Source organism: Streptomyces sp. SID12501 (assembly GCF_010550245.1).
Classification (GTDB): domain Bacteria; phylum Actinomycetota; class Actinomycetes; order Streptomycetales; family Streptomycetaceae; genus Streptomyces.
This window is the reverse complement of sequence record NZ_JAAGLU010000007.1, coordinates 134019-158842: the sequence shown is the minus strand read 5'-3', so window position 1 is coordinate 158842 and position 24824 is coordinate 134019. Positions and strand designations below refer to the sequence as shown.

The window sequence follows — 24824 nt, the reverse complement described above, 5'->3', positions numbered from 1 at the left end:
GGCAGAGCCGGGCCGAGTCACCCGTCGTACCTGTTACTCGTTGCGTGCCGTTTCGGGTCCCGTGATCCGCCTGAGCAGCGGCATCGTGGATGCGATGACCCCCAGCGAGGCGACGAGCCCGGCGAGCACGATCGCGTAGTACTGGCTCTCCGGGGCCCGGATCGAGTAGTCGAACTGTGCCTGTACGAACAGCTGGGCGGCCAGGAAGCCCATCCCGATCGCGACGACCGCGACCACCAGGAGCGGGACCGCGCTCTCCAGCAGGACGACCCGTCGCAGCACCCCGAGCTGTGTGCCGGTCAGCCGCAGCAGACTGAAGGGGCGCTTGCGGTCGCGTAGGCCCCCGGCCACGCTCACCGCCAGGCTGCAGCCGGCGATGGGGAAGCTGACCAGGATGACCACGTTGGCCAGTTGCTGGTATCCGGCGAGTTCCGCGCCACTTGCGGCATGGTCCTCGCGGACGGTCCACGGGCCCTCCTGGCCGGGATACGTGTTCGCGAGGATCGTGCGCGCGCGTTCGACCGCTGACGTCGACCCGTCGGTGGCCACGACGATCTCCTGGACCGGCAGGGCGGCGAGGCGCTGCGCGGAGATGGCGGCGGCGGGCCATGCCGTGGGCCAGTGTGCCCAGCGGTAGGTGCCGAAGGTGCTGTAGCCCTGACTGACCGACGCCACTTCAGCCCCGGAGGCGCATGCGCTGTAGGCCGGCATCCTCGCGAGCTCGGCACACGAGGCCAGGCCGGCCAGCGGCGGTGTCCCGGAACCCTGGGAACTGCGCCAGGCCGGGTCCGTGGTGCCGAGCGGGTTCGTGTGGATCATCAGCACGCCCTTGACGCCCGGTACGGAGTTCAGGTCGTCCAGCGAGGCCCGCGAGAGCGGGGGCACAGCTCCGGTCAGCTTCCCTGAAGTCGGGTCGGCCCCATGGACGTAGGTGGCGACCAGGGCGTCGGCGACCGCCCGGCTGCCCTCCGGGATGCCGCGCTCGGCGTTCAACGAGCCGATGATCCCGACGGCGGCGCTGGTGACGCACAGGGCGAGCACGAGACCGCTGACCGCGCGGAAGCCTGCCTTCGGGTCGTCCGAGAGCCGCCGACCCGCGACGAGCAGCGCGGGCCGGCTGGTGCGCCGGGCCAGGACGCGGGCTCCGGTCATGGTCAGCCAGGGGCCGGCGATGACGAGTCCGGTCAGGACCAGCAGGATTCCCGGGACGAAGACCCAGATCTGGGCGTTGGTGCTGCTGGGAACCCGGCCGATGGTGTACGAGAGTTCGGCGATACCGGCGGCCAGCGGGATCACCCGGTAGACGCGCGGCGGGCGTGGCGTGACGCGCCGGGTGACCCCGAGCGGGGAGATCTGCACGCGGCGCAGGGCGATCCGGGCCGCGATCGCGGACCCCACCGGGACGGCGACGGCGACGAGCAGGATGTCGCCGGTCCGGAGCGTGAGGTCACTGGCGAAGTACGTCGTACGTGTGAGGTTGACCGCCGCCAGCTGCGTACGGAACAGGGCGAAGAGGCCGAAGCCGACGGTCGTGCCGATGACCGCGGCGACCGTCGATTCGACGGCCGAGAGCATCGAGATCTGCCCCGGCGTGGCGCCCACCAGGCGCATCGCGGCGAAGCGCTGCTCACGGCGGGCGGCAGCCAGTCTGGTGGCCGTGCCGATGAGGATGAGCACCGGGAAGATCAGGGCGGTACCCGCGACGGAGAGGATGAGCTTGATGCCACCGTTGTCGATGCCCACCCTGACCGTGCAGTTCGTGCCGTTGCAGCTGCTGGGGGTGACGGTGGTGATCGAGGTGACCTGGGTGGCGTCGCGCTGCTGCGCGAGCTGGCCGGGGCTGTGGCCGATGACTATGAGCAGCGAGTCTGGGCCCGGGAGCGCCGCCTTGCCGACCGTGCCGACCTGGCGGCCGGGGTAGCGGTCGGCGAGTTCGGCCGCGGGGGTGGAGACGAGGATCTTGCTGAGGGCCGGTGAGGCGTAGAACTCACCTGGTCCTGGGAGGTGCGAAAGGCCCGGTGGGACTGGGGAGTCGGGGCCGGTGGCGGCGACGTCGACACGCCCGATGATCTTGCCGTCGAAGTGGTCCGCCCTGAGCAGCCACCACAGCGGGTCCGTGTCCGCCTTCGCTGCCTTCGCCGCCGACCGGCTCGACGCGCTCGTGCCGGAGCCGGTGTTGAGCCAGGCGTTGCGGTTGTTCTGGGTGGCGGTGGCGTTGATGGCCGCCAGGATGCTCAACAGCAGACCGACACCGAGGGCGACGGCGGCCGCGATGACGGCGAGACGGGCGGCTGCTTCCCTGCCGCCACTCAGGGTGAGGCGCAGCCCGAGGCGGATCACGGGGTGAGCCGTTCGACGTACAGCGGCGTCGCCTTGCCGTCGCGGACGATGACTTCGCGGTTCGCGAAGGCGGCCACCCTCGGTTCGTGGGTGACGAGGATGACGGTGGTGCCCTCCTCGCGGACGGAGGCGACCAGCAGGTCCATCACGTGCTCGCCGGTGAGCGAGTCGAGCGAGCCGGTCGGCTCGTCGGCGAACAGCACCCTCGGCCGGGAGACCAGCGCGCGGGCCAGGGCGACACGCTGTGCCTGTCCGCCGGAGAGCTCGCCGGACCGGCGCCCCTCAAGACCGTCCAGGCCGAGCCGTCCGAACCACGGCCGGGCCTCGGCCAGCGCGCTCGCCCTGCGGGATTTCGCCAGCAGAAGCGGCAGTGCGACGTTCTCCTCGGCGGTCAGCTCGGGGACGAGCTGACCGAACTGGAAGACGAAGCCGAAGTGGTCGCGGCGCAGTGCGCTGCGCTCGGGCTCGCGCTGGGTGTCGATGCGGCGGCCGTCGAACCAGATCTCGCCCGAGTCGGGTGCGAGGATCCCGGCCAGGCAGTGCAGCAGCGTGGACTTGCCGGAGCCGCTCGGACCGGTGACGGCGAGGATCTCGCCGGCCCGGGCGGAGAGGTTCGCGCCCTGCAGCGCGGGTGTCTGCCCGAACGACAGGACGGCATCGCGCGCTTCCACGAGGAAGCCTTCGCCCGAACTCATGAGCGCACCTCCGCTGTCAGGGCGGCGAGCCGTGCCACGGTCTGCTCCATCCACCGCAGATCGGCCTCCAGGTGGAACACGCCGTGGTCGGCGAGCAGCGAGTCGATCGTGCTGCCGGTGCGGCGCAGTTCGGTCAGCTCCCGCATCCGCTCCATGTGGGCGGCGCGCTGGATGTCGAGATACGCGCGGGGGTCGCGCTCCAGCAGCAGCGCCAGCACGACCTTGGTGAACAGCACCGTCTGCAGGTGAGGTTCGCCCGCGACCGGCTCGGTCAGCCAGGTCTCCACCTCCGTGACCCCCAGCTCGGTGATCACGTAGCGCTTCCGGTCCGGCCCCGCCCCGGGCTCGGCCTCACCGGCCTCGACCTTTCCGTCACGGGCGAGGCGGCTCAGGGTCGAGTAGACCTGCCCGGCGGGCAGCGGCTTGCCCCGGCCGAAGTAGGTGTCGTAGTCGCGCTTGAGGTCGTAGCCGTGGCTCGACTCCCGTTCGAGGAGTCCGAGGAGTGCCAGAGGGACAGTCATACCTCAGTGTCTACACTCAGTATCTAGTCGACGTCAACAAGCGGGCTGCCCGGCCCGACGGACTGGGATCACGGGGAGACGGCGTCGGTCGGCCAGTGAGTGCGGGCCACTGCCGGGAGCGCATGACCGCCGGCGTGGGCGGATCGGTGCGATGGCCTTGGGGTGTAGCTCCCGCAGAGGATCCGCCTCTCCCCATCCCCTGGCCGGCGGCCGGACCTTCACCCTCGACCTCGACGAACTCCCGCGCCCGGAGCCCGAGGGCGACGGTGACGGCGACGGTCGCTGACCGAGGTCATGTTCGGCTCACACCGTCGGCTCCAGTACGGAGTAGTCGGCGAACGAGCGGCGGTATCGCGTGTGGCGGGTCTTCTGGGTGTGCCGTCGCTGCCACTCCTCGACCTCGGCCGGGTCCGGGTGCCGTTCCGACACCGCCCCGCAGTCGTCCTCGTCGCCCGAGACGCAGCACGCCTCGTACTCGGGCTCGGCGGAGCCGTCCTGGAGGATGGAGTACGGCACGTACCGGAAGATCCGGCGTCGAGGCGGGGCGACGCTCTCCCCGTCCCCGGGGTGCGCCTGCCGCTGGTGGCGCCGGAGCAGCACATCGACGTCGGTCTCCCTGCTGCCGTCGCCGTCGCCGTCGAGTGAAGGAGCGCGTCCGGGCCCGGTTGAGCCGCCAACCGCGGTTCTTCGCCGACGACGGCCCGTTGTACGTCGTTGTTCTGGACGAGAGTTGTCTGCGGAACGCGGTGGGGAGCCCGGAGGCCATGCGTGACCAGTGCGCGCATCTGCTGGGCGTCGGGCAGCGTCCCAACATTCGCATCCAGGTGGTCCCGACGGGCCTTTTCGGGCTTGTCCCACCGAAGAGTTCAATGTCCCTGATCGATCTCCCCGACGAGCGATGGGTGTACTCGGAGTCGCTGGGCCAGGGGCACTTCACCAACGATCCGGCAGACTGCACACGCCACAGCCAGACCTATGATGTGCTCAGGGCGGACATTCCGTCGGCCCGCGAATCCGCCGCTCTGATCAGCGACGTGATGGAGGGTTACGAGCAGCATGGACAGGCACCAACTCTGCGCGGCGACCTGGATCAAGAGCAGCTACAGCGGCAACAACGGCGGCGACTGCATCGAAGTGGCCCCCGGATTCCCCGGCGTCGTCCCGGTTCGTGACAGCAAGGTGGCTTCCGGTGGCCCGGTGATGGTCGTAACCCGCGCCGCCTGGGCGGAGTTCGTCGCGGGCGTGTCTCACGGGCGTGCATAGCCCGAGGGCGTCGCATCATAGGTGCTCTCTTGAGGAGCTCGAACGCGACCGCCGGCCGGATCCTCCGGACGACGCGACCCGGCTTGTCGTCACCGCGCATGCCCTTCGGCGTCGGCCGATCGGAGAGCTGACCGTCGAGGACCTGCGCCTGCTGATCCGACAGGACGTGGGACTGTCGTATCTCCTGCCGATGGCGCTGGAGGTGCTGCGGGACAACCCGATGGCAGAGGGCCACATGTATGCGGGTGACCTGTTGTGCGCGGTGATCACCAGGAGCCCTGCGGTCTGGGACGGTTCTGCCGAGCTCCGGCACGAGCTCCAGGTGATCGTCTCGGGGCTGGTCGACGTCCTGCCGACCTTTGTCCAGCGGGACGTCGAGCGGTTCCGGACCGCGACTTGCTGATGCCGCTGTTCCGCGCGGGCGTGTCCCACGCGGGCGTTCAGCCCGTCTTGCGGGCCACACCCCCGTAGATGCCGATCTCCTCGGACCGCTCCGGCGGCGGGGCGTCCGGGTGCCAGAACGGGACCTGGGTCAGGCCCGGTTCGAGCAGTTCGAAGCCGGCGAAGAAGCGCTCCACCTCGGCGCGGGGGCGCAGGTTCAGGGTGGCGGTGGCCTTCCGGCTGTACTCGGCCTGGGCGTCGGTGCGGTCCGCGAAGTCGCCCGTGGCGTGCGAGAGGACCAGGAAGCTGCCGGTCGGCAGTGCGTCGCGCAGGGTGGCGACGATCTCCCCGGGATTCTCCGCGTCGGCCAGGAAGTGGACGACGGCGACCAGGAGCAGGGCGACCGGCTCGTCGAAGTCGATGACCCGGCGGACGTCGGGATGGTCCAGGACGGCCCGCGGGTCGCGCAGATCGGCGAGCACGGTGCTGGTCCCGCCGCCGGTCCGGCTCAGCAGCGCGTCGGCGTGCACCTTCACGATCGGGTCGTTGTCGACGTACGCGACCCGTACCTCCGGCACCAGCTCCTGGGCGACCTCGTGCACATTGGGCGAGGTGGGCAGCCCGGTGCCGATGTCGAGGATCTGCCGTACGCCGCTGCCGACCACGTGCCGCACCGCGCGCCGCATGAAGGCACGGTTGGCCCGCAGACCGATCCGCACCTCGGGCGCCGCGGCGGCGAGCGCGTCGCCGGCCTGCTGGTCCACCACGTAGTTGTCCTTGCCGCCCAACAGGTAGTCGTAGATCCGGGCAGGGTGCGGCCTACTGGTGTCGATGCCCTCGATACGGACCTGGTCCTGCGCCACCCTGCACTCCTGTCGGTCAACATCCGTTGCGGCGAGGGTAGTTCACGAGGCTAGGCGCCAACTCGTCGCACCAGGGACTCGTACAGGACACTCTCGTCCCTTCATCCACCTGCCGTCACCGCCCGACCTCTTTCAAATCCCCCTGAAAACGCAGCGGTTGAGTATCCATGAGTGCAGTGGTGAGTACGAGTACTCATGGAACGGCAGCTCCTGGCGGCGAGAGTAGCGGCAGACGGATCAAGAGCGACTGGAGACGATCATGTACCTGCCCCGCAGAACCAGCCGAACCGCCACTGCCATTCGGCCCGGAAGGGGCCGTATCGCCGCTGCTGCTCTCGTGAGCGCGGCCGCAGTCGTGGCACTCACCGGATGTTCCGCCTTCGAGTACACGGAGGACATCTGCAGCGGCGGCGAGTATCCCGTCCTGGCCGTGGGCGACTCCGGCGGCGCTTGCGTGTCGGACAAGGAAGAGCCGTCGGCAGGGTGGGCGCGCTATCCGGAGGGCAAGGTGCCGCAGCAGGTCGACGACAAGTGGGACGTGTACTGGGCCACTCGCACGCTCGACAAGGACGGCAACATAATCGTTCTCCCCGACGCGGGCTGACCGGACAACCCACCTTCCGGGTAGCGGCCCACTGCAGCCAGGCGTGCGCCAAGAACCGTGAGCGGCGGACAGCCGGCCGCCCGGCCCGCGCCGCGCGGGTCTTTCCCGCCACGACCTCCGCCCGGCAGGTGAAGGACGCGACGCCGCTGGAGGTGGAAGTCGGGCTGGATCAGCGTTGCAGCCACTCGTCGAGAAGGGCTGCCTCGGCTTTGCTGAGGGTGGGCAGTTGAGGCAGGAGGGTGCGGAAGGCCGCGACGACGGCCGCCGGGTCCTGGGTGGGGACAGCGGGCTCATCCGTGAGGATGGCGCGGGTGATCGCGTCGAAAGCGGCGTCGGCCAGGTGCGGGTCGCTCTGCTCCGGTAGCTGGGTCAGCAGGGTGTGGACGGTTCCGACCCCCGCCGAGCGGATGAGGTTGACGGCGCGTTCCTCGCTCACCCGAAGCCGCCCGGCCGCGGCGATCCTGTGCACACGCTCGGCGAGGATCAGCACGCCCTTGACCTGTGCCGGGGCGTCGCGTGCGCGGACCGGGTCGAGCAACAGGCCGTAGACGTACGGGTTGGCCAGGCCGAAGCTGATCTGCGTGTTCCATCCGGCGCGGAGGTCCTCCACAGGGTCGTCCGAGGGCGCGGTGGTCTGCTTGCTCGCCACATGTTCGGCGAAGACACGCTCCGCGGCGGCATCCAGCAACTCGTCCTTGTCCTGGAAGAGACGGTAGAGAGCGGGAGGCTGCAGCCCGGCCTCCTGGGCCACTCGGCGCGTGGTCACCGCGCTCGGCCCTTGATCGCGCAGCAGGCCGGCCGCAGCCTTCACGATGCGGTCCCGGGTGATGTCTCGCCGCTGCGTGGTCGGTGCCATGGAGACGATGGTATCGCCCGTGAACGGCAGGAGATGTTACCGCTGATATCGCCAACCCTCCCTTGCCGGACTGGCTGAAGACGCTGGCATCGTAGGCGGATCTCCAGATGGGCTCATACGGTTGCATCCAATGGAAGTATCAGTGTTACCGTTATTTTCGTTCCATTGGAAACAATGCCCTGGAGCCACCGATGCTGATCGTCACAGGAGCCACCGGCCACCTCGGGTCGCTGATCGTCAACCGTCTGCTGGAGCGGGTACCGGCCGACAGGATCGGCGTCAGTGTGCGCGACGTGAGCAAGGCCGCCGACCTCACCGAGCGCGGCGTCCGAGTCCGCGCGGGAGACTTCACCGAACCCGACAGCCTGAAGCACGCCTTCGAAGGTGCCGAGCGCGTCCTGGTCGTCTCCGCGGCCATTCGGGGCGGCGGCGCCTTGACCGCCAACAGTGCCGCCATCGACGCGGCACGGGAAGCGGGCGCCCAACGCATCCTGTACACCAGCCATCAGGCGGCCTCTCCCGTGTCACTCTTCCCGCCGCAGCAGGTCCACGCGGCTACCGAGGAGCACCTCAAGCGGCAAGGAGTCCCCTACACCGCTCTTCGCAACGGGTTCTACGCCTCCGCCCTGGGCTACTACATCGGCGCGGCGCTGGAGACCGGCACGCTGGCCGTGCCGCAGGACGGCCCGGTGTCCTGGACGGCCCACGAGGACGTGGCGGAAGCCGCGGCCTTCGCCCTGGCCGAGGACGGCGCGCTCGAAGGGGTCACGCCGCCGCTGACAGCCCCCCATGCGCTCGACTTCGCCGACGTTGCCGACGTCCTCAGCCGCATCACCGGCCGGACCGTCACCAGAGTTGTCATGGACGATGACGAGTGGACGTCCGCAGCAGTCGCCGGCGGGATGCCGCGGTCGGCTGCGGAGTTCTCGTTGACGATGTTCGCGGCATCGCGCAATGGCGAGTTCAATGCCACCGACCCGACACTGGAAGCCACCATCGGTCACCCCGCCAAGACCGTCCACGAGGTCCTGGAAACCGTCTTGCGCTCCCGGTGAACCGACCAGCCGGACCCTGGTCACCACCGTGTACTTCCCGGAGCGGAACTACGCTCCAACCAGAGGCAGTTGACGGTTCATCATGCCTTTTGACCGCCGGGCTGGGCCGACATGCCTCGTCGTCATGTCGTCGTCTGGGGCTGGCTCGTCGACCTCGTCGTCCTCCACACCCAGCCGACCGCCACCGGTTACATCGCGGCACATACGCACAAGTACGGCACGGGCAAGCTCCCCATCCCCCTGGCCGACGGCCGGACCTTTCCAGCCGACGTGCGGCACCGCTCACCTGCACAACCTCACCCTCGCCGGATAGCTGGGCGACCCACCGCCGAACGGACCCCACGCTCAACGCAGGGATCATTTACGGGACACCCCTTAGCGAATGGATGCGTACGACTGGGAGCGCGGTGCGTAACTGAAGTCGGCGAACGGCCAGGTGAGGCGCAGCCAACTGTCGATGGTGTCGTACAGCGGTGCGTCCAGGTGTGCGTGGTCCTCGCGTACCCAGGAGCGGACGATTGCGTGGAAGGGACGGTCCGACGGGTAGATGTACACGCAGCCGATGACGTCGTCGTCCTCATCCATCACGGAGTAAGTGAATCCGGTCCGGGCGTGAAAATCCGCAGTGTGCTGGACGAGGTCGTTCATGTTCTCGTGGATCGTCATGGAAACCGGCCAGCTGTAGCTCTCGAACCCGGGAGTGTGCCGGATGTGTTCCATGCTCGTGGTCCAGGCGCGGTAATCACGGTCGTTGTGCTCGGGGCGGAGCGGGATCAGGCGAAACTTCCCGTTGTCATATCCGTCGGGAACCTCGAAGTCTGCGGGAACGAATGCGTCGCCCACCTGCGTATCGTTCCCGGAGGCTGTGCCCGCTGGCTGGTTCATTCGAAGACACCCATCCTGAAGGGTTTGAATCCTGAGTCTTCTGCGTCAGCATACCAACGGGGTCCGTAGCCGCCACCTGTGTTCCACCGGGTTCACAACGGTTTCGCGTCGGCCCAGTCGCGGTTGAACTGGCGCAGCGTCGATTGCAGGTAGAGCGGTTCGATCGTGACCCCTCCCTGGGCGTCCGATCGCTCGATGGACATATATGCCCAGATGCCTTCCGGTGAGATGTTGTCCTGGTGACGCTCCCAGAGGATCGGCTCCTGGCGTTTGATCAACGGCAGGTCGAGATCCAGGATGCACACCGAGCTGACCAGTTCCTGGTTCAGGGAGCGGAATTGCAGCAACTCCGGGGAGAGTTCCCCGGGAAAACCGCTGCGGATCACCAACTCCCGGAACGACTCGACGGCAGGGATCCATGTCTCGCGCTCGCCGTACAGCAGGTACTGGTAGGGGCGGAGGCGGCGCAGATTGTCGGAGACCACCTCGAAGAACGCGCCCGGTTCACCGTCCTGGGTGTCCGACTGGAACATTCGGGTCATGATCCGCATCCGGGTGATGCACGCCTCCAGGCCGATCGCCTCGGAGTCGGTGACGAAGCCCACCGGTCCCCAGCCCTCGGTTTCCTCGGCGAGGGCGCGGGCGACGTCGTCGATCTTCGCCTCCAAGCGTCGGCTGATCCGGGTGAACATGTCCAGGTGCCGTCCGCTGAGGTCGCTCGACTCAACGACGGCGCGTCGGATCTGGGCCCGCAGGCCGACCGGGTCCTCGGGGGCCTCCAGGCGCGGTCGCTCCCCGAACACCAGGTAGTCCAGGCTGACGTTGAAGAAGTTGGCGATGCCGACGAGCATCTCGAAACTGGGTTTGATACGTCCGTGCAGGTAGTGCGAGATGGTGGCCTCGTTGACGCCGAGCGCGCGGGCCAGTTTTTTCCTGTTCCCGGATAGTGCCGGGCTGTCCAGCAGACTGCGCAGAGATGCCTGGAACGCAACAGGCCGCGGTTCTGGCGTCATGGTCACTACCTCAACGCAGGATGATTCCCGCTGCCGGCGGGCCGATATTTTATTCACGCTATCGGTTTCTGCCTCCCTCGTACAGAAGGGAGTTGATGCCCTGTGAGTTTCGCTCGTATCTTGAACTCAGGAAGGGTCGAGGAGGCAGTCATGATCCGCTTGAGGAGTCGTTTACCACGATCACGGCGTCTGCGTCATCGGCTGGCGGTGTCCGCTGTCGCGCTGGTCATGGCTCTTCCCCTGCTGGTGCGGCCGGAGCTGTGGCAATACCTCACGGCTGCACTTCTCGTACACGATCTCATTCTGAGGCTGCTCGGCGGCGAGAACGAAGAATCGGAAAATCCGGTTCAGGCGCTACGGCCGTGTCTTGAGGAAGAAGAGTGAAATGAAAGCACCAGTCAGGCTTCCGAATCTGACACAGTATGAGCACCTGGCCGTCGATTGTGAGTTCAATCTGGCCGACGGTCACGCCCACCAGTTGCAGGACTCGGCGCAGCAGTTGATCATCCGGCGGCTTCCGTCGCTCTTCTCGGAGAGCGAGAGGTATCCGCAACGGAATCTCGAACAAGAATTCCAGCGGCGCTTCTACGAGCTCGCCGGCCAGCCGACCGCAGCCGACCGACCGCACACGCTGCTGTGCCAGTCCGCGTCCATGTCCATCGACCTTGTCGCGGCCTTCCTCAGCGACCGGGGGACGCCGGTCGGCCTGCTGCAACCCTGCTTCGACAACCTGCCGGGGATCCTGCGGCGGCGCGGCGCGGTACTGTGCCCGGTCGCGGAGCGGGAACTCGCAGGGCCCGGGCTCGAGCGACTGTTCGGACCGCGCGGGCCGGCTGCGCTCTTCCTGACGCTGCCCAACAATCCCACCGGATTCGCCCTGAGGGAACCGGAGTTCACGCACCTCGCCCAGCGGTGCGCTGCGACCGGCACTGTTCTCGTCATCGACTGGACCTTCCGCTTCTATGGCGCCTATGAGCGGTGGGACCAGTACGCGGTCCTTGAGCGGTCCGGTGTCTCCTACCTGTGTGTCGAGGACACCGGGAAGACCTGGCCGACGCTGGACTTGAAGTGCAGCATCCTGGCCACCAGCAGGGACCTGTACGAGCCCCTGTGTGAACTGCACAACGACATGATGCTCAATGTCAGTCCGTTTGTGCTGCATCTGCTGACCCGGTACCTGGAGGACTCCGTGCGCCGTGGCCTGGAAGCGACGGTGCGTCGGCTGGTCCGGGACAATCGCGCGGTTCTGCGCAGGACCCTTGAAGGTACGGTGCTGACGCCGGCCGAACCCGACCCGACGATCAGCGTGGAGTGGGCGTGCATCGACTCTCCGGCGCTCACCGCCCTCGACGTGGTCAGGCTTCTCGGCGACGTGGGGGTGGGGATCCTGCCAGGCGATCACTTCTATTGGGACGATCCGGCGACCGGCTCCAGGTATGTGCGGTTCGCACTCGCCCGCGATCCCGCCATGTTCGCCGCCGCCTGCGCCCGGATGAGGGCGGTGCTGATCATCGGCTCGCTCCAGCAGCGGACCGGTGCGGCATGAAGATCGTCTACCTGGACGAGCCCACGTACCTGCCCGAAGACTGGCGGCGGCGATTCGCCGAGCTGGGCGACTTCGAGGTCTTCCATGACCGGCCCGATTCCGATACCGCAGCCGCCCGGCTCAGCTGTGCCGACGCCGCCGTCGTCGAGTGGACGCGACTTGATGCTGCGCTGCTGGCCGAGGTGACCCGGCTGCGGTACATCACCCTGGTGACCAGCAGTTTCGATATGGTGGACCTGTTTGCCGCGAAGGCTCGGGGGATCACCGTGGCGCACTGCCCCGACTACTCGTGCCAGGCGGTGGCCGAGCATACGTTCGCTTTGCTGCTCGCGGTCAGCCGTCGACTGCTGGCGGCCGACATCGCGGTACGACAGGGGGCGAGCCACCTTTACCGGCCCTTCCTCGGCAGGCAGCTCAGCGGTCTGACATTGGGACTGCTGGGCACCGGACGCATCGCCACGGCCGTTGCCCGGATCGCCGTAGCCTTCGGCATGCGCGTGATCGGCACCAACCGGACCGGTACTGCCGCCCCCGGCATCACTCTCGTCTCCCTCAAGGACCTGCTGCGGTCCAGCGATGTCCTGTCGCTGCACCTGCCGCTCACCCCCGCCACCGTACAGATTCTCACTGCGGAACGTCTGGCCACGCTTCGGCCCACGGCGGTGCTCGTCAACACCTGCCGGGGCACCCTCATCGACCAGGCGGCACTCGTCGGCATGCTCGAATACGGTCGGCTCGCGGGTGCCGCGCTGGACGACCTGGCAGACGACGACGCCGACCGCCTGCGCGGGCTCAACAACGTCGTGCTGAGCCCCGGCATTGCCTGGTACACCGACAGTGCTCGCACCGCCAACCTCGCTGAGATCCACCACAACCTGGCCTCGTACCTTGCCGGGCGACCGGAAAACGTACTCACCGCGCCCGTCGGCTGACGGGATCACCAGATCGGCCGCCGTGTGGGGGTCGTCGACGCGCCGGGCCACGAAGCGCATCACCGCATCACCGCGTCGACATGATGCCGGTAGAACGCCTCGAACGGCTCCGGGTCCCGCACGGCATCGGCTGGTCCACCCCGTAACCCTTCCGGCTCCGCACCGTCCACCGGCGTCTCCTTCGCCTCCTGTTTCGTAGGGTCACTCGGCCTTCACACGTTCTTGGGCCGAGACACGAAAAGCGCTACGAGGAAGACGGCCCGATCCGGATTCCGGTTAGCCGTTCCGGACGTCCCGCCGGAGTCGATTAAGTGTTCGAAGTCAGCTCAACCGCCGCTGTCGCACTTCGGCCGATTCATGTCTGTTAATTCTGTGTATTGGCGGATTCTCAAGTGCTCCTGGTCACTATTGGTTGATCCCCCAATGACAATGGGCATCTCGATCACCATGACCACCGAGACGCGCACACCCCATCCAGTCCTTGATCAAGCCGCCATCACGGGCCTCCTCTTCAGTGATGGCGAGGACGGAAACGAGGTCCACGGCCGCTGGCGCGAAGCGGTCTCGGACGAACTCTTCCGGTATCGGCCAGGACTGGGGTCCCAGCAGCGATGGCGGCTCGCCTACAAGCGCCTGAGAGCCCTGAACAGACAAGTACCGTCGCCCGAGAACTTCGCCAACGACCCGCGCGGACTAGCGGCGTTGCACGAGTGGACCTGCCCCGTCGACGGTGCCACGGTCACCGTGGCCGGTATCCACTACAACCTCTTCCTCGGCAGCGTCGTCGACGACCAGGTCTCCCCGTCACGTGAGTTGACGGACTTCACCTCCATGTCCCGTATAGGGACGTTCCTGTGCACCGAGCGCGCGCACGGCAACGACGTACCGGCGCTGGAGACCGTCGCCCGGTACGACAGGGAGCGCGACGAGTTCGTCCTGCACACCCCGCACCCCGGGGCGCAGAAGTACATGCCCAACACCAGCTCCGCGGGCGGCCCCAAGACCGCGGTGGTCGCCGCCCGGCTGATCGTCGACGACAAGTACCTGGGCGCCTTCCTCTTCCTCACCCCGCTGAGCGACGAGTACGGCACCCTGCCCGGCATCACCGTCACCCTGCTGCCGGAGCGCGTCGGTGCGGGGGTGGACCACTGCGCCACGAACTTCGACAACGTACGGCTGCCCCGCACCGCCCTCATCCAGGGCGCCCACGGTCAACTCCTGCCCGACGGGAGCCTCGTCAGCTCCGTCGGCAGTCCGCGCAAGCGGTTCATCCACGCTATCAGCCGCGTCACGGCGGGCAAGCTGTGCATGAGCGCCAGCGGGCTCGGGGTGGCCCGTACGGCACTCGCGATCGCCGTCCGGTACTCGTACACCCGGCACATATCCGGACCGGTCGCCGGACAGCGCGTCCCGCTCGCCGCCCACCGCACCCATCACACCCGCCTCCTCGACCACACCGCCACCGCCTACGCCATGAACTTCCTGCACCGGGCGGCCACCGAACGCTGGGTCACCCACACGCCCGAGGACCGCGAGGGCGCCGAGCGGCTGGTCGCCGTCACCAAGGGGTGGGTCACCTGGCGGGCCCGCGAGATCGCGACCGAGAGCCGGGAACGGTGCGGCGCCCGGGGGCTGTTCCCCGCGAACGGAATCGCCGCCATGGCCGGTGACATGGACGGCGCGATCACCGCCGAGGGCGACAACGTGGCGATCTGGTGCAAGGCCGGCGCCGAGATGATCTTCGGACACGAACTGGCGGCGGAGCCCGTCCGGCCCACCGGCGACGAGCCGTTGACCGACCCGGGGCTGCTGCGCCGCGCCCTCACCACCGCCGAGCGCTACTGGCACCTCGCCGCCCGTCGCGATCTGCGGCGCGACAACGACGGCGGTGACGCCCTCGGGCGTTGGAACAACGCGTCCGACGCCGCCCTCAACCTCGTGGAGGCGTACACGGTGGGCCAGGCCGCCGACGCTTTACTCGCAGCCTGCGCCCGGGTGTCCGACCCGATCACGCACGCTGTCCTGGAGGACCTGAGCGCGCTGTTCCTCCTCCGTCAGGTCAGCGCCCGCAGTGGCCTGCTGCTCGCGGAACAGGCACTCACCGCCGATCAGGTACGTGCCCTCCCGCAGGCCCTGCACACCCTCACGACCCGGCTGGCCCCGCACCTCGGCACCCTGACGGAGGCCTTCGACGTCCCGGAGGAGCACCTGTCGGCACTGCCGATGCTGAGCGGCGTCTGAATCTGTTCGGCCCGCCGGACCCGTCTGTTCCTGAGCTGCGGCGGGGCGATTGTTGGCCTAAAAATGACGTGCTCATGACGCATTACTGATGTGTGCCGGGCGTGTGGGGGATGTACGCCCGGCCGATCGACGAGCCGATCGACGAGCAGGTCGCCCTGTTCGGTCCGGCCGGTCCGGTCAGGCGGCCCGCCGCAACACCCGGTACAGCCCCGCGTACAACCCCGCGCTCACCACGAACCCCACCAGGCACGTGATGTCGCCGAAGGACGGCCACTGTTCCGGCACCCAGCCCACGTACTTCTCCTGGTTCGAGAAGAGCGGCACCGACACCACGATGCCCGCCAACAGAGCAGCGATACCGGGCCAGTTGGTGAAGCCCCGGTCGGACAGCCGCGCGCTCAGCTCCTCCACCGGCGTCCGCGCCCGAAGCCACCGCTCCACCAGCACCACCCCCAGCCACGGCCCCACCCAGTACGCGATCACCAGCAGGAACGCCTCGTACGCCGCCCCCGCGTCCGCCAGCGACGACCAGGCCGCCGCCGTACCCGCGAGCCCGCACAGCACCACGATCGCGCCGCGCCCCAGCCACACGGGCAGCCGGAAGCCGAGGGACGTGACCGACATCGCGGAGGAGTAGACGTTCAGGGCGTTCGCCGAGACCGCGCCCAGGATGATGGCGAGGAGCACCAGGTCGCTCAGCCAGACCGGGAGATGACCCGTGAACGCCGCCGTCGGGGTCGCACCCTCGGGAGCGACGATCGTCGCCGAGGCCGCGCCGATCAACGCCACGACGGAGACGGACACGAACAGGCCGACGGCCGGGTAGAGCGCGGTGCGGAAGCGGTCGGCCGTACGGGGAAGGTAGCGGGAGTAGTCCGAGGCGGCCGGGTTCCAGCCGGCCGTGTACCCCCAGGCCGCGCTGAAGGCGAGCAGCAATCCGCCGATGCCGCCGCCGGAGCCGGGCGCGCCCAGGTCGGCCTCCTTGAACGTCCAGACACCGGCCAGCAGGAACACGATCGCCAGCGCCGGGAACGCGTACTTCTCGAAGGCGTGCACGAAGTTGTGGCCGATGAAGCCGATCACGATCTCCGCCACCACCACGAGCAGCAGGGAGGGGAGCGGACGCAGGTCGGTCAGCGTGTTGAGCGCGAAAGCGGCGCTCACACTGTTGACGGCGAACCAACCGACGCCCGAGACAAGGGCGTTCACACCGGCGGGCAGCAGATTCGCCCGGAACCCGAAGGAGAACCGCCCGATCGCCATCTGCGGTACGCCGAACCGGGGGCCGTCGAGGGAGAGGATCCCGTGCGTCAGCGAACCGAGCGCGGCGCCCAGCAGCAGGGCCGCGGACGCCTGCCAGAAGTCCAGGCCGAAGAAGAGGACCGAGATCACGCCGATGTAGACGGTCGCGAACTCGATGTTCGGGGAGGCCCAGGTCCACAGCAACTGGAGCGGGCCGCCGTGCCGTTCGGCGTCCGGAATGGGTTCCGCGCCCGCGGTCTCCACGGCGATGACCTTGTCGCCGTACTCGGGGGCCGGGGTCACGGGTGCACTGGCTGGAGCAGTCGTCATGCGAGGTAAGTGTCCGGCTCGCACCAGGCCCGGCCCAGGGGCGCATTGTCCGCTTCGGGAGGCTCACCGACGTACAGCTTGTACTACTCCTCCAGCTTGTCCTGCTCCTCTGTACTACTCCTTGGAGTCCTCGCCGCTCTCCCGGCGCTTCAGCTCCTCCTCGCGGCGGCGCAGGTCGGCCTCCCAGTCCCGCAGGTGGGCGTCGTCGTCCTTGACCTCGTCCTCGGGCCGGTCGGCCTTCTCGTCCTTGAGGGACTTCAGGAACTCCGGGTTGTCGTCCGGGGCGATCCACTGGCCGCCCGAGGCGCCCAGCCGCTGGGCGGTGGCACGGTCACGGCCGATGATCAGCCAGGAGATGGAGCCGACCAGCGGGAACAGCAGGATCAGGATGGCCCACACGGGCTTGGGCATGAAGCGGACGTCCTTCTCCTGCGTGGTGACGCAGTCGATGAACGCGTAGATGCTCAGTGCGAGAGGCACCAGGATCAACAGCACCCGCAGCATGTATAGGTCCCCTTGAGTAGCTGTCCGGGCACGTTGACGGTCGCGTCCGGCCCCCGCTGACCAGTCCAGGGTAGTGCGTAACGGATACTGGAACGCATGGCTTACGACGATCTTCGCTCCCTGCTCAGGGCGCTGGAGCGCGAGGGCGACCTCAAGCGCATCAAGGCCGAGGTGGACCCGTACCTGGAGGTCGGGGAGATCGTCGACCGCGTGCAGAAGGCAGGCGGGCCCGCGCTGCTCTTCGAGAACGTGCGCGGGTCGGCGATGCCGCTGGCGATGAACGTGTTCGGCACCGACCGGCGGCTGCTCAAGTCGCTGGGGCTGAAGTCGTACGCGGACATCAGCGACCGGATCGGCGGGCTGCTGAAGCCCGAGCTGCCGCAGGGGTTCGTGGGTGTGCGGGAGGCCTTCGGCAAGCTCGGCGCGATGACGCACGTACCGCCGAAGAAGGTGAAGTCGGACAACGCGCCGGTCCAGGAGGTCGTCCTCAAGGGCGACGAGGTGGACCTCGACCGCCTCCCGGCGCTCTTCACCTGGCCCGAGGACGGCGGCTCCTTCTTCAACCTGGGGCTGACACACACCAAGGACCCGGAGTCCGGCGTACGCAACCTCGGTCTCTACCGCCTCCAGCGGCACGACAAGCGCACGATCGGGATGCACTGGCAGATCCACAAGGACAGCCGGAACCACTACCAGGTGGCGGCCCGCAAGGGTGAGCGGCTGCCGGTCGCCATCGCGTTCGGCTGCCCGCCCGCCGTCACCTACGCGTCCACCGCGCCCCTCCCCGGTGACATCGACGAATACCTGTTCGCCGGGTTCATCGCCGGCAAGCGGATCGAGATGGTCGACTGCCAGACGGTGCCGCTGCAGGTGCCGGCGCAGGCGGAGGTGGTGCTGGAGGGCTGGCTGGAGCCGGGCGAGATGCTGCCCGAGGGGCCCTTCGGCGACCACACGGGCTTCTACACCCCGCAGGAGCCCTTCCCGGCGCTCACCATCGACTGCGTGACGATGCGGCGGCGTCCGCTGCTCCAGTCGATCGTCGTGGGCAGGCCGCCGACGGAGGACGGCCCGCTGGGCCGGGCCACGGAGAGGTTCTTCCTCCCCCTGTTGAAGATCATCGTCCCGGACATCGTGGACTACCACCTCCCCGAGTCGGGCGGCTTCCACAACTGCGCGATCGTCTCGATCGACAAGAAGTACCCCAAACACGCGCAGAAGGTGATGCACGCGGTCTGGGGCGCCCACATGATGTCCCTGACCAAGCTGATCGTGGTCGTCGACTCGGACTGCGACGTCCATGACCTGCACGAAGTCGCCTGGCGCGCCCTCGGCAACACGGACTACGGCCGCGACCTGACCGTCGTCGAAGGACCGGTCGACCACCTCGACCACGCCTCCTACCAGCAGTTCTGGGGCGGCAAGGCGGGCATCGACGCGACCCGCAAGTGGCCCGAGGAGGGGTACACACGGGACGGCGGCTGGCCGGAGATGGTCGTGTCCGACCCGGACACGGCGGCCAAGGTCGACAGACGCTGGAAGGAATACGGTCTGTGAGCTCCGCATCCGCATCCGCCGCACTGCCCCAGCCGGGCCGCACGAAGGCGTTCCTGCGCCTGGTGATGATCGAACACTCGATCTTCGCACTGCCCTTCGCCTACATCGCGGCGCTGACGGCGATGTTCCAGACGGACAGGAACATCCACTGGGGCCGACTGCTCCTGGTCACCGTCTGCATGGTCGGCCTGCGCACCTTCGCGATGGCGGTCAACCGGATCATCGACCGGGAGATCGACGCCCGTAACCCGCGCACGGCCCACCGTGAACTGGTCACGGGCGCGATGTCGGTGAAGCACGCCTGGACCGGTGCCCTGATCGCCGTCGTCGTCTTCCTCGGCTCGGCGGCCCTCCTGAACCCCCTGTGCCTGGCCCTCGCCCCCGTCGCGGTGATCCCGATGGTGGTGTATCCGTACGGCAAACGGTTCACGAACTTCCCCCAGGCCATCCTGGGCCTCGCCCAGGCCATGGGCCCGGTCGGCGGCTGGCTGGCGATCACGGGGGAGTGGTCCTGGGACGCGGTGATCCTGGGGCTGGCGGTCGGCATCTGGATCGGCGGCTTCGACCTGATCTACGCCTGCCAGGACGTCGACACCGACCGCGAGACCGGCGTGCTGTCGGTACCGGCCCGCTTCGGCATCCCGGCGGCGGTGTGGAGCGCCCGGGTCTGCCACGCGCTGACGACCGGCCTGTTCGTCTGGTACGCGCTGGTCACGGACGCGGGGGCGTTCTTCTGGCTGGGGCTGGTGATCGTGGCGGGCGCGTTCGTGTACGAGCACAGGATCGTGCGGCCGCATGACCTGTCGCGGCTGAACCGGGCGTTCTTCTCGGTCAACGGGTTCATCGGCATCGCTCTTTTCGGGTGCGCGCTGCTCGATCTGGTCGTCCGTGGGCTCACCGTCTGACCACCCGATCGAGTGATCGGGTCAGGCCAGCTCATGCCAGGTCATGGCACGGAGGACACCCACGACCGGGCCCTCCACGGCCCCTTCCGGGCCCCGCGGGGTCTGATGCCGAGGCCGTCCAGCGCGTGGCCGCTCACCACGTCGACAACCTCCAGCAGCCACAGCAGCGCCACCCAGCCGAGCATCAGCTTGGCTGCGGCCTTCGCCCCCGGACAGCAGGCCGCCGGACAACTCGCCATCACGCGTGAGCCGGTCACTTTGTGACGGACCAGAACCAGAACCAGCACCGGCCCGGCCCGTTCTCGCCGCGTTCCACTTGCCCCACATGACAGACCGTTCCTGTGGACTGAGCGGGAGTGAGTCCGTTCAGCCGCGCGCCCCGAACGGTCTTGGGCGAGCTGGTCCCCGGCGTACTCGACCCCGGGGAGGTGACACGCATCCTGTGCGTGGTCCGGGCCCGGGAGGCCAGTTCCCTCACGACCTGGCCAAATAGATACGGCCAGAGGCGACGGGGAGGCCCTGAACCATCCACAGGTGGAGCAGGGGCCCCGCACGCTGACGCCGTACCCGGTGTCCCAGGTCGCACGACCACGTTAGCCCGAACGGCCCAGGGCGCCGCAAGCCCCGAAGCCGACGATCACACGATCGAGCTAATTCGACCTCGTGCGCACTCCTTGGCGAGCAGTGGCAACCCCCGCCCGCCCATGACGGGCGAATCAACTCGCCCCCCACAGAGAACGCCCGGGCGGCCTCGCCCGGTTCCCACCTCACGATGCCGGATAAGCTCCGTGTCGTGAACCCACTCAAGCCAGGAGAGACGCCGCGTGCGCCTTGGATCGTGGGGGTGTCCGGCGCCTCCGGCACGCCTTACGCCGCCTCAGTGCTGCGCGCTCTTCTCGACGCGGGCGAGAGCGTCGACCTGGTCGTGTCCCGGGCCTCCCGGCTCACGCTGCTCGACGAGACCGGGATCTCCTTCCGGGACGCCCACTGGCAGGACGACCTGCGGGAATGGCTGTCCCGGGGCGCCGACGGCAAGCCCGACACCTTCGACGTGCACATCAGCGGCGTACGGCACTGGAGTGCCGGGGATCTGGCGGCCGGGCCCTCCTCGGGGTCGTACGCCACCAAGGGGATGCTGATCGTGCCCGCCTCAACGGCCTGCGTGGCCGGGGTCGCGCTCGGGCTGTCGAAGGACCTGTTGCAGCGGGCGGCCAGTGTCACCCTCAAGGAACGGCGCACTCTCGTCGTCGCCGTACGGGAGGCCCCGTTGAACGGGCAGACCCTCCGTCACCTGGTGACCCTGGACGACGCCGGCGCGAGCGTCGTCCCGGCCTCGCCCGCCTTCTACGCCGGTGCCACCCACATCCAGGACCTCGTGGACTTCGTGGCCGGGCGCGTGCTCGACGCGGCGGGCGTCCCGCACGGGCTGTACCGCCGCTGGAAGGGCGAACTCGGCGGCGGGGCCGGGCAGTCCCGTACGTCCCGTGCTGATAACGACTGAGCCGGCGTACGTATCAGCAACTGGCAGTACCACTCATCACCTTCAGGAACCTCAGTACTTGAGTACCTCAGCAGTCTTCAGAAATGTTCAGCATTCTTCAGGACTCTTCATCGGAAGGCTCGATCGCATGGACGCCGTGGACAGGCAGCTCATCCAGGCCCTGAGAGAGAACGGCCGGGCCTCCTACGCCGAGCTGGGGCGCCTCGTCGGTCTGTCGGGACCCAGTGTCACCGACCGCATCAACCGGCTGGAGGCGGCCGGTGTCATCACCGGGTACCGCGCCACCGTCGACTCCGCCTCGCTCGGCCTCGGCGTCATCGCCCTCATCGGTATCTCGCTCTCCGACGCGGCCGACCACGAGGACGTGGCACGCCGTATGCGGGACCTCGGTGAGATCGAGGACTGCTGGTTCATCGCGGGCGACGACTCGTTCATGCTCAAGGTGCGGGCGAGCGACGTCGACGGGCTGGAGAAGACCATCCGGCGGCTCAGCGGGACCGCGGGCGTCTCCAGGACCCGTACGACCATCGTGCTCTCCACGAAGTGGGAGAACAGGGTCGGTGAGCTGCCGGAAGAGCCGTAGGGGTACAGGCACGAAGTGCCTGATGGGGGCCCCTCCCGCCCGAAGGGTGGGGGAGTACGGTTTACGAGGTCCGCAGGAAATCTGTCTGGGAGAGGGATGAGCGAGGGATGAGCATGGACGTCGGGCTCAAGCGCGAGCTGGAGGAGAAGGTCAGGGCCGGTGAGCGGCTGACCCGCGAGGACGGCATCGCGCTGTACGAGTCGGACGACCTGGCCTGGCTCGGCGGGCTGGCGCACGAGGTGCGGACCCGTAAGAACGGTGACGTCGTCCACTTCAACGTCAACCGGCACCTCAACATGACCAACGTGTGCACCGCCTCCTGCGCCTACTGCTCGTTCCAGCGCAAGCCGGGCGAGAAGGACGCGTACACGATGCGCATCGAGGAGGCGGTCAAGCTAGCCAAGGCGATGGAGGGCGAGAACCTCACCGAGCTGCACATCGTCAACGGCCTGCACCCGAGCCTCCCGTGGCGGTACTACCCGCGCTCCCTGCGGGAGTTGAAGGCGGCCCTGCCGAGCGTCTCCCTCAAGGCGTTCACGGCGACGGAGATCCACCACTTCGAGACGATCAGCGGCCTGTCGGCGTCGGAGATCCTCGACGAGCTCATCGACGCGGGTCTTGAGTCGCTGACCGGCGGCGGCGCCGAGATCTTCGACTGGGAGGTCCGCGAGCACATCGTCGACCACCGGACGCACTGGGAGGACTGGTCGCGCATCCACCGCCTCGCGCACGAGAAGGGTCTCAAGACCCCGTCCACGATGCTCTACGGCCACATCGAGGAGCCGCGCCACCGGGTGGACCACGTCCTGCGCCTGCGTGAACTCCAGGACGAGACCGGCGGCTTCCAGGTCTTCATCCCGCTGCGCTACCAGCACGACTTCGTCGACATGAAGGACGGCAAGGTCAGGAACCGCCTCCAGGCGCGCACGCAGATGGCCACCGGCGCGGAGGCTCTCAAGACCTTCGCGGTGTCGAGGCTGCTGTTCGACAACGTCCCGCACGTCAAGGTCTTCTGGGTCATGCACGGCGTCCAGACCGCCCAGCTCGCCCTGCAGCACGGCGCCGACGACATGGACGGCTCGGTCGTCGAGTACAAGATCACCCACGACGCCGACAACTACGGCACCCCCAACAAGCTCACCCGCGAGGACCTGCTCGACCTGATCCGGGACGCCGGCTTCCGTCCGGTGGAGCGCAACACGCGGTACGAGATCATCCGGGAGTACGACGGTCCGGACCCGGCGCGCCGGGATTCGCCGCAGCCGATGCGGGTGTGAGTGCGGGTGCGGGTGTGAACACGAGTGCGGTAATGGGTACTCTTGTTCCGTGACCCTTACCTTCACCCTCGATCCCGCCGTCACCCCCGACCTCCGTGACGGGCTCCTCGACCTGTGGGCGGACGTCTCCAACGCGGGCGGTGCCGTCGGATTCGTCGCCCCTGTGGAGAGGGAGGCGATCCGGCCCGAGCTGGTGAAGTACTTCGCGGCGATGGCGGGCGGCATCACCCGGCTCCTGGTCGGGCACGACGAGGACGGGCGGGTCGCCGCGACCGCCTTCTTCACCTTCAACCCCCGCCGCGTGACGGCGCACTGGGTGTGGCTGTACACGGTGATGGTGCACCCCCGCCACCAGGGCAGGGGCTACGGGCGCGACCTGCTGTCGGCGGCGGCCGACGCGGCCCGCACCTTCGAGGGCACGGAGGCGATCCGCCTCAGCTGCCGCGGCGGCCTCGGCCTGGAGCGTTTCTACGGCTCCTGCGGCTACAAGGAGGTCGGCCGCATACCCGGCGCGATACGGGTCGCGCCCGGCGATGACCGCGACGACGTCATCATGCTGCTGCCCCTGTCGTGAGCCCGTGCACCCCGTACACCCTCGTACACCCCCCTGCAAGATCGGAACCTCGCCGTGCTTCACTGGACGGTGCCCCTTTTTGGAACCGGAAGAGTGGATTGAGATGCTCCGCTACACGCTGATGCGCCTCGGGATCTTGGTGGCCTGCCTGCTGGTCGTCTGGGGCCTCGTCCTCTCCGGTATCGCCCCGCGCGGCCTGGGCAACTCCAACGGCATGTGGATCATCCTGCTCTCCCTGGTGATCTCCGCCCCGATCAGCTTCGTGGCGCTCCGCAAGGAGCGGGACCGCGCGTCGTTGCAGATCGTCGAGAGGGTGGACCGCGTCAAGGCCAACCTGGACGCGAACCGCAGCCAGGAGGACGAGGCCGTCGACGAGGCGGCCCGCGCGCAGGGTCAGCCCTCCTGACCCGGGAGCCCAACTACCCTTGCCCCCATGGGTGCTGTGAAGAACAAGCGGATGCCGCGGGCCGTCCGTGAGCAGCAGATGCTGGACGCCGCCGTACGGACCTTCGGTCAGCGCGGCTACATGGCCGCGTCGATGGACGAGATCGCCGAACTCGCCGGTGTCTCCAAGCCGTTGGTCTATCTGTACCTGAACTCGAAGGAAGACCTCTTCACCGCCTGTATCCGGCGCGAGGCCAGGACGCTCACCGAAGCGGTCCGCGCCGGCGTCGAACCGGCGCTGCCCGCCGACCGCCAGCTCTGGGACGGTCTGCGCGCGTTCTTCACGCACACCGCCCAGCACCCGGACGGCTGGTCGGTGCTGCACCTCCAGGCCCGTACGCACGGCGAGCCGTTCGCGTCCGAGGTCGCCGTGATGCGCGAGGAACTCGTCGCGTTCGTCACCCAGTTGATCGTGGTCGCCGCCCGCGAGGCCCACCGCGACCCCTCACTGCCGGAACGCGAGGTCGCCGGCCTCGCGGTGGCCCTCGTCGGTGCCGCCGAGTCCCTCGCCGCCTGGGCCAACGCCACCCCCGGCATCACCGCGAGGCAGGCGGCGACAACCCTGATGAACTTCGCCTGGGCGGGCCTGGACAACCTGATGGCGGGCAACCCCTGGTCACCTCCGGCGTAGAGGTCTGAAGGGGTGGCCGCAGGCCCCCCTTCAGGGGCGCGGGGAAGTATTGATTTGCGGCTCCGCCGCGATGGGGGAGCGACC

At 68.4% G+C, this 24824-nt stretch carries 28 protein-coding genes and 1 pseudogene; 17 read left to right on the top strand and 12 right to left on the bottom strand.

Annotation, left to right across the window (positions count from 1 at the left end; genetic code table 11):
* Positions 1-33: 33 nt before the first annotated feature.
* The 4 genes from G3I71_RS10190 to G3I71_RS10175 all read right to left on the bottom strand — a co-directional run bounded on the left by G3I71_RS10190 (position 34) and on the right by G3I71_RS10175 (position 4156).
* Positions 34-2340, bottom strand: a complete 2307-nt coding sequence (locus tag G3I71_RS10190; protein ID WP_164313643.1) for an ABC transporter permease — start codon at positions 2338-2340, stop codon at positions 34-36.
* Positions 2337-3035 carry an ABC transporter ATP-binding protein gene (locus G3I71_RS10185; protein ID WP_164313642.1) on the bottom strand — a complete coding sequence of 233 codons (699 nt, stop codon included), beginning with the start codon at positions 3033-3035 and terminating at the stop codon, positions 2337-2339. Before G3I71_RS10185 ends, G3I71_RS10190 begins: the two co-directional genes overlap by 4 nt.
* Positions 3032-3556: a PadR family transcriptional regulator gene (locus G3I71_RS10180; protein WP_164313641.1), complete on the bottom strand. Its 525-nt coding sequence runs from the start codon at positions 3554-3556 to the stop codon at positions 3032-3034. Before G3I71_RS10180 ends, G3I71_RS10185 begins: the two co-directional genes overlap by 4 nt.
* 303 nt (positions 3557-3859) lie before the next feature.
* Positions 3860-4156 (bottom strand): hypothetical protein, encoded by a 297-nt coding sequence (locus G3I71_RS10175; protein ID WP_343242900.1) that lies wholly within the window; start codon positions 4154-4156, stop codon positions 3860-3862.
* A gap of 65 nt (positions 4157-4221) precedes the next feature.
* Between G3I71_RS10175 and G3I71_RS52655 the strand changes: the two genes are divergently transcribed.
* From G3I71_RS52655 to G3I71_RS10165, 3 genes are read left to right on the top strand one after another with little or no spacing between them, the layout of a single operon-like run.
* Entirely contained in the window at positions 4222-4728 is a 507-nt protein-coding gene (locus tag G3I71_RS52655; RefSeq protein WP_343242913.1) for a DUF5753 domain-containing protein, read from the top strand.
* Positions 4646-4819 (top strand): DUF397 domain-containing protein, encoded by a 174-nt coding sequence (locus G3I71_RS10170; RefSeq protein ID WP_343242912.1) that lies wholly within the window; start codon positions 4646-4648, stop codon positions 4817-4819. Before G3I71_RS52655 ends, G3I71_RS10170 begins: the two co-directional genes overlap by 83 nt.
* Positions 4812-5222 carry a contact-dependent growth inhibition system immunity protein gene (locus G3I71_RS10165; RefSeq protein WP_164313639.1) on the top strand — a complete coding sequence of 137 codons (411 nt, stop codon included), beginning with the start codon at positions 4812-4814 and terminating at the stop codon, positions 5220-5222. Before G3I71_RS10170 ends, G3I71_RS10165 begins: the two co-directional genes overlap by 8 nt.
* A gap of 37 nt (positions 5223-5259) precedes the next feature.
* On the opposite strand, the gene G3I71_RS10160 is transcribed toward G3I71_RS10165, so the two are convergent.
* Complete coding sequence (locus tag G3I71_RS10160; protein WP_164313638.1) at positions 5260-6063, bottom strand: SAM-dependent methyltransferase; 804 nt, start codon at positions 6061-6063, stop codon at positions 5260-5262.
* Positions 6064-6328: 265 nt separating this feature from the next.
* Between G3I71_RS10160 and G3I71_RS10155 the strand changes: the two genes are divergently transcribed.
* Complete coding sequence (locus G3I71_RS10155; protein ID WP_164313759.1) at positions 6329-6667, top strand: SCO0607 family lipoprotein; 339 nt, start codon at positions 6329-6331, stop codon at positions 6665-6667.
* A 169-nt stretch (positions 6668-6836) separates the two neighbouring features.
* Here the strand turns inward: G3I71_RS10155 and G3I71_RS10150 are convergent, their stop codons facing one another.
* On the bottom strand, positions 6837-7523 hold the full coding sequence (locus G3I71_RS10150; RefSeq protein WP_164313637.1) for a TetR/AcrR family transcriptional regulator: 687 nt from the start codon (positions 7521-7523) through the stop codon (positions 6837-6839).
* 191 nt (positions 7524-7714) lie between these two features.
* On the opposite strand from G3I71_RS10150, the gene G3I71_RS10145 reads away from it, so the two are divergent.
* Positions 7715-8578 carry an NAD(P)H-binding protein gene (locus tag G3I71_RS10145; RefSeq protein WP_164313636.1) on the top strand — a complete coding sequence of 288 codons (864 nt, stop codon included), beginning with the start codon at positions 7715-7717 and terminating at the stop codon, positions 8576-8578.
* A gap of 375 nt (positions 8579-8953) precedes the next feature.
* On the opposite strand, the gene G3I71_RS10140 is transcribed toward G3I71_RS10145, so the two are convergent.
* Together G3I71_RS10140 and G3I71_RS10135 are read right to left on the bottom strand one after the other, a co-directional pair.
* Complete coding sequence (locus tag G3I71_RS10140) at positions 8954-9421, bottom strand: N-acetyltransferase (protein WP_164313635.1); 468 nt, start codon at positions 9419-9421, stop codon at positions 8954-8956.
* Positions 9422-9555: 134 nt separating this feature from the next.
* Positions 9556-10476, bottom strand: a complete 921-nt coding sequence (locus tag G3I71_RS10135; protein WP_164313634.1) for a helix-turn-helix domain-containing protein — start codon at positions 10474-10476, stop codon at positions 9556-9558.
* A gap of 150 nt (positions 10477-10626) precedes the next feature.
* Between G3I71_RS10135 and G3I71_RS10130 the strand changes: the two genes are divergently transcribed.
* Genes G3I71_RS10130 through G3I71_RS10120 form a run of 3 tightly spaced genes read left to right on the top strand, consistent with a single transcriptional unit; the run spans position 10627 to position 12954 of the window.
* Complete coding sequence (locus G3I71_RS10130; RefSeq protein ID WP_164313633.1) at positions 10627-10860, top strand: hypothetical protein; 234 nt, start codon at positions 10627-10629, stop codon at positions 10858-10860.
* A 1-nt stretch (position 10861) separates the two neighbouring features.
* A complete protein-coding gene (locus G3I71_RS10125) occupies positions 10862-12022 on the top strand; it encodes an aminotransferase class I/II-fold pyridoxal phosphate-dependent enzyme (protein ID WP_164313632.1) in 1161 nt (386 codons plus the stop codon).
* On the top strand, positions 12019-12954 hold the full coding sequence (locus G3I71_RS10120) for a 2-hydroxyacid dehydrogenase (protein WP_164313631.1): 936 nt from the start codon (positions 12019-12021) through the stop codon (positions 12952-12954). The genes G3I71_RS10125 and G3I71_RS10120 overlap by 4 nt, the downstream gene beginning before the upstream one ends.
* A 9-nt stretch (positions 12955-12963) precedes the next feature.
* On the opposite strand, the pseudogene G3I71_RS50995 reads toward G3I71_RS10120, so the two are convergent.
* Positions 12964-13124: pseudogene (locus G3I71_RS50995) on the bottom strand (RNA polymerase subunit sigma); the annotation flags it as partial.
* A gap of 253 nt (positions 13125-13377) precedes the next feature.
* On the opposite strand from G3I71_RS50995, the gene G3I71_RS10115 reads away from it, so the two are divergent.
* Positions 13378-15195, top strand: a complete 1818-nt coding sequence (locus tag G3I71_RS10115; RefSeq protein ID WP_343242899.1) for an acyl-CoA dehydrogenase — start codon at positions 13378-13380, stop codon at positions 15193-15195.
* Positions 15196-15372: 177 nt separating this feature from the next.
* Here the strand turns inward: G3I71_RS10115 and G3I71_RS10110 are convergent, their stop codons facing one another.
* Together G3I71_RS10110 and G3I71_RS10105 are read right to left on the bottom strand one after the other, a co-directional pair.
* A complete protein-coding gene (locus G3I71_RS10110) occupies positions 15373-16767 on the bottom strand; it encodes a cytosine permease (RefSeq protein WP_164313630.1) in 1395 nt (464 codons plus the stop codon).
* A 114-nt stretch (positions 16768-16881) separates the two neighbouring features.
* Positions 16882-17271 carry a PLD nuclease N-terminal domain-containing protein gene (locus G3I71_RS10105; protein ID WP_164313629.1) on the bottom strand — a complete coding sequence of 130 codons (390 nt, stop codon included), beginning with the start codon at positions 17269-17271 and terminating at the stop codon, positions 16882-16884.
* Between the two features lie 96 nt (positions 17272-17367).
* Between G3I71_RS10105 and G3I71_RS10100 the strand changes: the two genes are divergently transcribed.
* Together G3I71_RS10100 and mqnP are read left to right on the top strand one after the other, a co-directional pair.
* Positions 17368-18825: a menaquinone biosynthesis decarboxylase gene (locus tag G3I71_RS10100; RefSeq protein WP_164313628.1), complete on the top strand. Its 1458-nt coding sequence runs from the start codon at positions 17368-17370 to the stop codon at positions 18823-18825.
* On the top strand, positions 18822-19730 hold the full coding sequence (gene mqnP, locus G3I71_RS10095) for a menaquinone biosynthesis prenyltransferase MqnP (RefSeq protein ID WP_164313627.1): 909 nt from the start codon (positions 18822-18824) through the stop codon (positions 19728-19730). Before G3I71_RS10100 ends, mqnP begins: the two co-directional genes overlap by 4 nt.
* A gap of 41 nt (positions 19731-19771) precedes the next feature.
* On the opposite strand, the gene G3I71_RS10090 is transcribed toward mqnP, so the two are convergent.
* Complete coding sequence (locus G3I71_RS10090; RefSeq protein ID WP_164313503.1) at positions 19772-19987, bottom strand: hypothetical protein; 216 nt, start codon at positions 19985-19987, stop codon at positions 19772-19774.
* Between the two features lie 536 nt (positions 19988-20523).
* Between G3I71_RS10090 and G3I71_RS10085 the strand changes: the two genes are divergently transcribed.
* From G3I71_RS10085 to G3I71_RS10060, 6 genes are all read left to right on the top strand, one after another.
* Complete coding sequence (locus tag G3I71_RS10085; RefSeq protein ID WP_343242898.1) at positions 20524-21231, top strand: UbiX family flavin prenyltransferase; 708 nt, start codon at positions 20524-20526, stop codon at positions 21229-21231.
* Positions 21232-21358: 127 nt separating this feature from the next.
* Positions 21359-21814 carry an Lrp/AsnC family transcriptional regulator gene (locus G3I71_RS10080; RefSeq protein WP_164313625.1) on the top strand — a complete coding sequence of 152 codons (456 nt, stop codon included), beginning with the start codon at positions 21359-21361 and terminating at the stop codon, positions 21812-21814.
* 113 nt (positions 21815-21927) lie between these two features.
* Entirely contained in the window at positions 21928-23091 is a 1164-nt protein-coding gene (gene mqnE, locus G3I71_RS10075) for an aminofutalosine synthase MqnE (RefSeq protein ID WP_164313757.1), read from the top strand.
* A 49-nt stretch (positions 23092-23140) separates the two neighbouring features.
* Complete coding sequence (locus G3I71_RS10070; protein WP_164313624.1) at positions 23141-23665, top strand: GNAT family N-acetyltransferase; 525 nt, start codon at positions 23141-23143, stop codon at positions 23663-23665.
* Positions 23666-23768: 103 nt separating this feature from the next.
* Positions 23769-24071 carry a DUF4229 domain-containing protein gene (locus G3I71_RS10065; RefSeq protein ID WP_164313623.1) on the top strand — a complete coding sequence of 101 codons (303 nt, stop codon included), beginning with the start codon at positions 23769-23771 and terminating at the stop codon, positions 24069-24071.
* A gap of 27 nt (positions 24072-24098) precedes the next feature.
* Positions 24099-24740, top strand: coding sequence for a TetR/AcrR family transcriptional regulator (locus tag G3I71_RS10060; protein ID WP_164313622.1), 642 nt, complete (start codon positions 24099-24101; stop codon positions 24738-24740).
* Positions 24741-24824: the final 84 nt, after the last annotated feature.

Coding starts and splice junctions, on each gene's coding strand:
- G3I71_RS10185 (WP_164313642.1), bottom strand. CDS start 3,035: ATGAGTTCGGGCGAAGGCTTCCTCGTGGAAGCGCGCGATGCCGTCCTG.
- G3I71_RS10180 (WP_164313641.1), bottom strand. CDS start 3,556: ATGACTGTCCCTCTGGCACTCCTCGGACTCCTCGAACGGGAGTCGAGC.
- G3I71_RS10150 (WP_164313637.1), bottom strand. CDS start 7,523: ATGGCACCGACCACGCAGCGGCGAGACATCACCCGGGACCGCATCGTG.
- G3I71_RS10145 (WP_164313636.1), top strand. CDS start 7,715: ATGCTGATCGTCACAGGAGCCACCGGCCACCTCGGGTCGCTGATCGTC.
- G3I71_RS10135 (WP_164313634.1), bottom strand. CDS start 10,476: ATGACGCCAGAACCGCGGCCTGTTGCGTTCCAGGCATCTCTGCGCAGT.
- G3I71_RS10130 (WP_164313633.1), top strand. CDS start 10,627: ATGATCCGCTTGAGGAGTCGTTTACCACGATCACGGCGTCTGCGTCAT.
- G3I71_RS10125 (WP_164313632.1), top strand. CDS start 10,862: ATGAAAGCACCAGTCAGGCTTCCGAATCTGACACAGTATGAGCACCTG.
- G3I71_RS10120 (WP_164313631.1), top strand. CDS start 12,019: ATGAAGATCGTCTACCTGGACGAGCCCACGTACCTGCCCGAAGACTGG.
- G3I71_RS10115 (WP_343242899.1), top strand. CDS start 13,378: ATGACAATGGGCATCTCGATCACCATGACCACCGAGACGCGCACACCC.
- G3I71_RS10110 (WP_164313630.1), bottom strand. CDS start 16,767: ATGACGACTGCTCCAGCCAGTGCACCCGTGACCCCGGCCCCCGAGTAC.
- G3I71_RS10105 (WP_164313629.1), bottom strand. CDS start 17,271: ATGCTGCGGGTGCTGTTGATCCTGGTGCCTCTCGCACTGAGCATCTAC.
- G3I71_RS10100 (WP_164313628.1), top strand. CDS start 17,368: ATGGCTTACGACGATCTTCGCTCCCTGCTCAGGGCGCTGGAGCGCGAG.
- G3I71_RS10080 (WP_164313625.1), top strand. CDS start 21,359: ATGGACGCCGTGGACAGGCAGCTCATCCAGGCCCTGAGAGAGAACGGC.
- mqnE (WP_164313757.1), top strand. CDS start 21,928: ATGGACGTCGGGCTCAAGCGCGAGCTGGAGGAGAAGGTCAGGGCCGGT.
- G3I71_RS10065 (WP_164313623.1), top strand. CDS start 23,769: ATGCTCCGCTACACGCTGATGCGCCTCGGGATCTTGGTGGCCTGCCTG.
- G3I71_RS10060 (WP_164313622.1), top strand. CDS start 24,099: ATGGGTGCTGTGAAGAACAAGCGGATGCCGCGGGCCGTCCGTGAGCAG.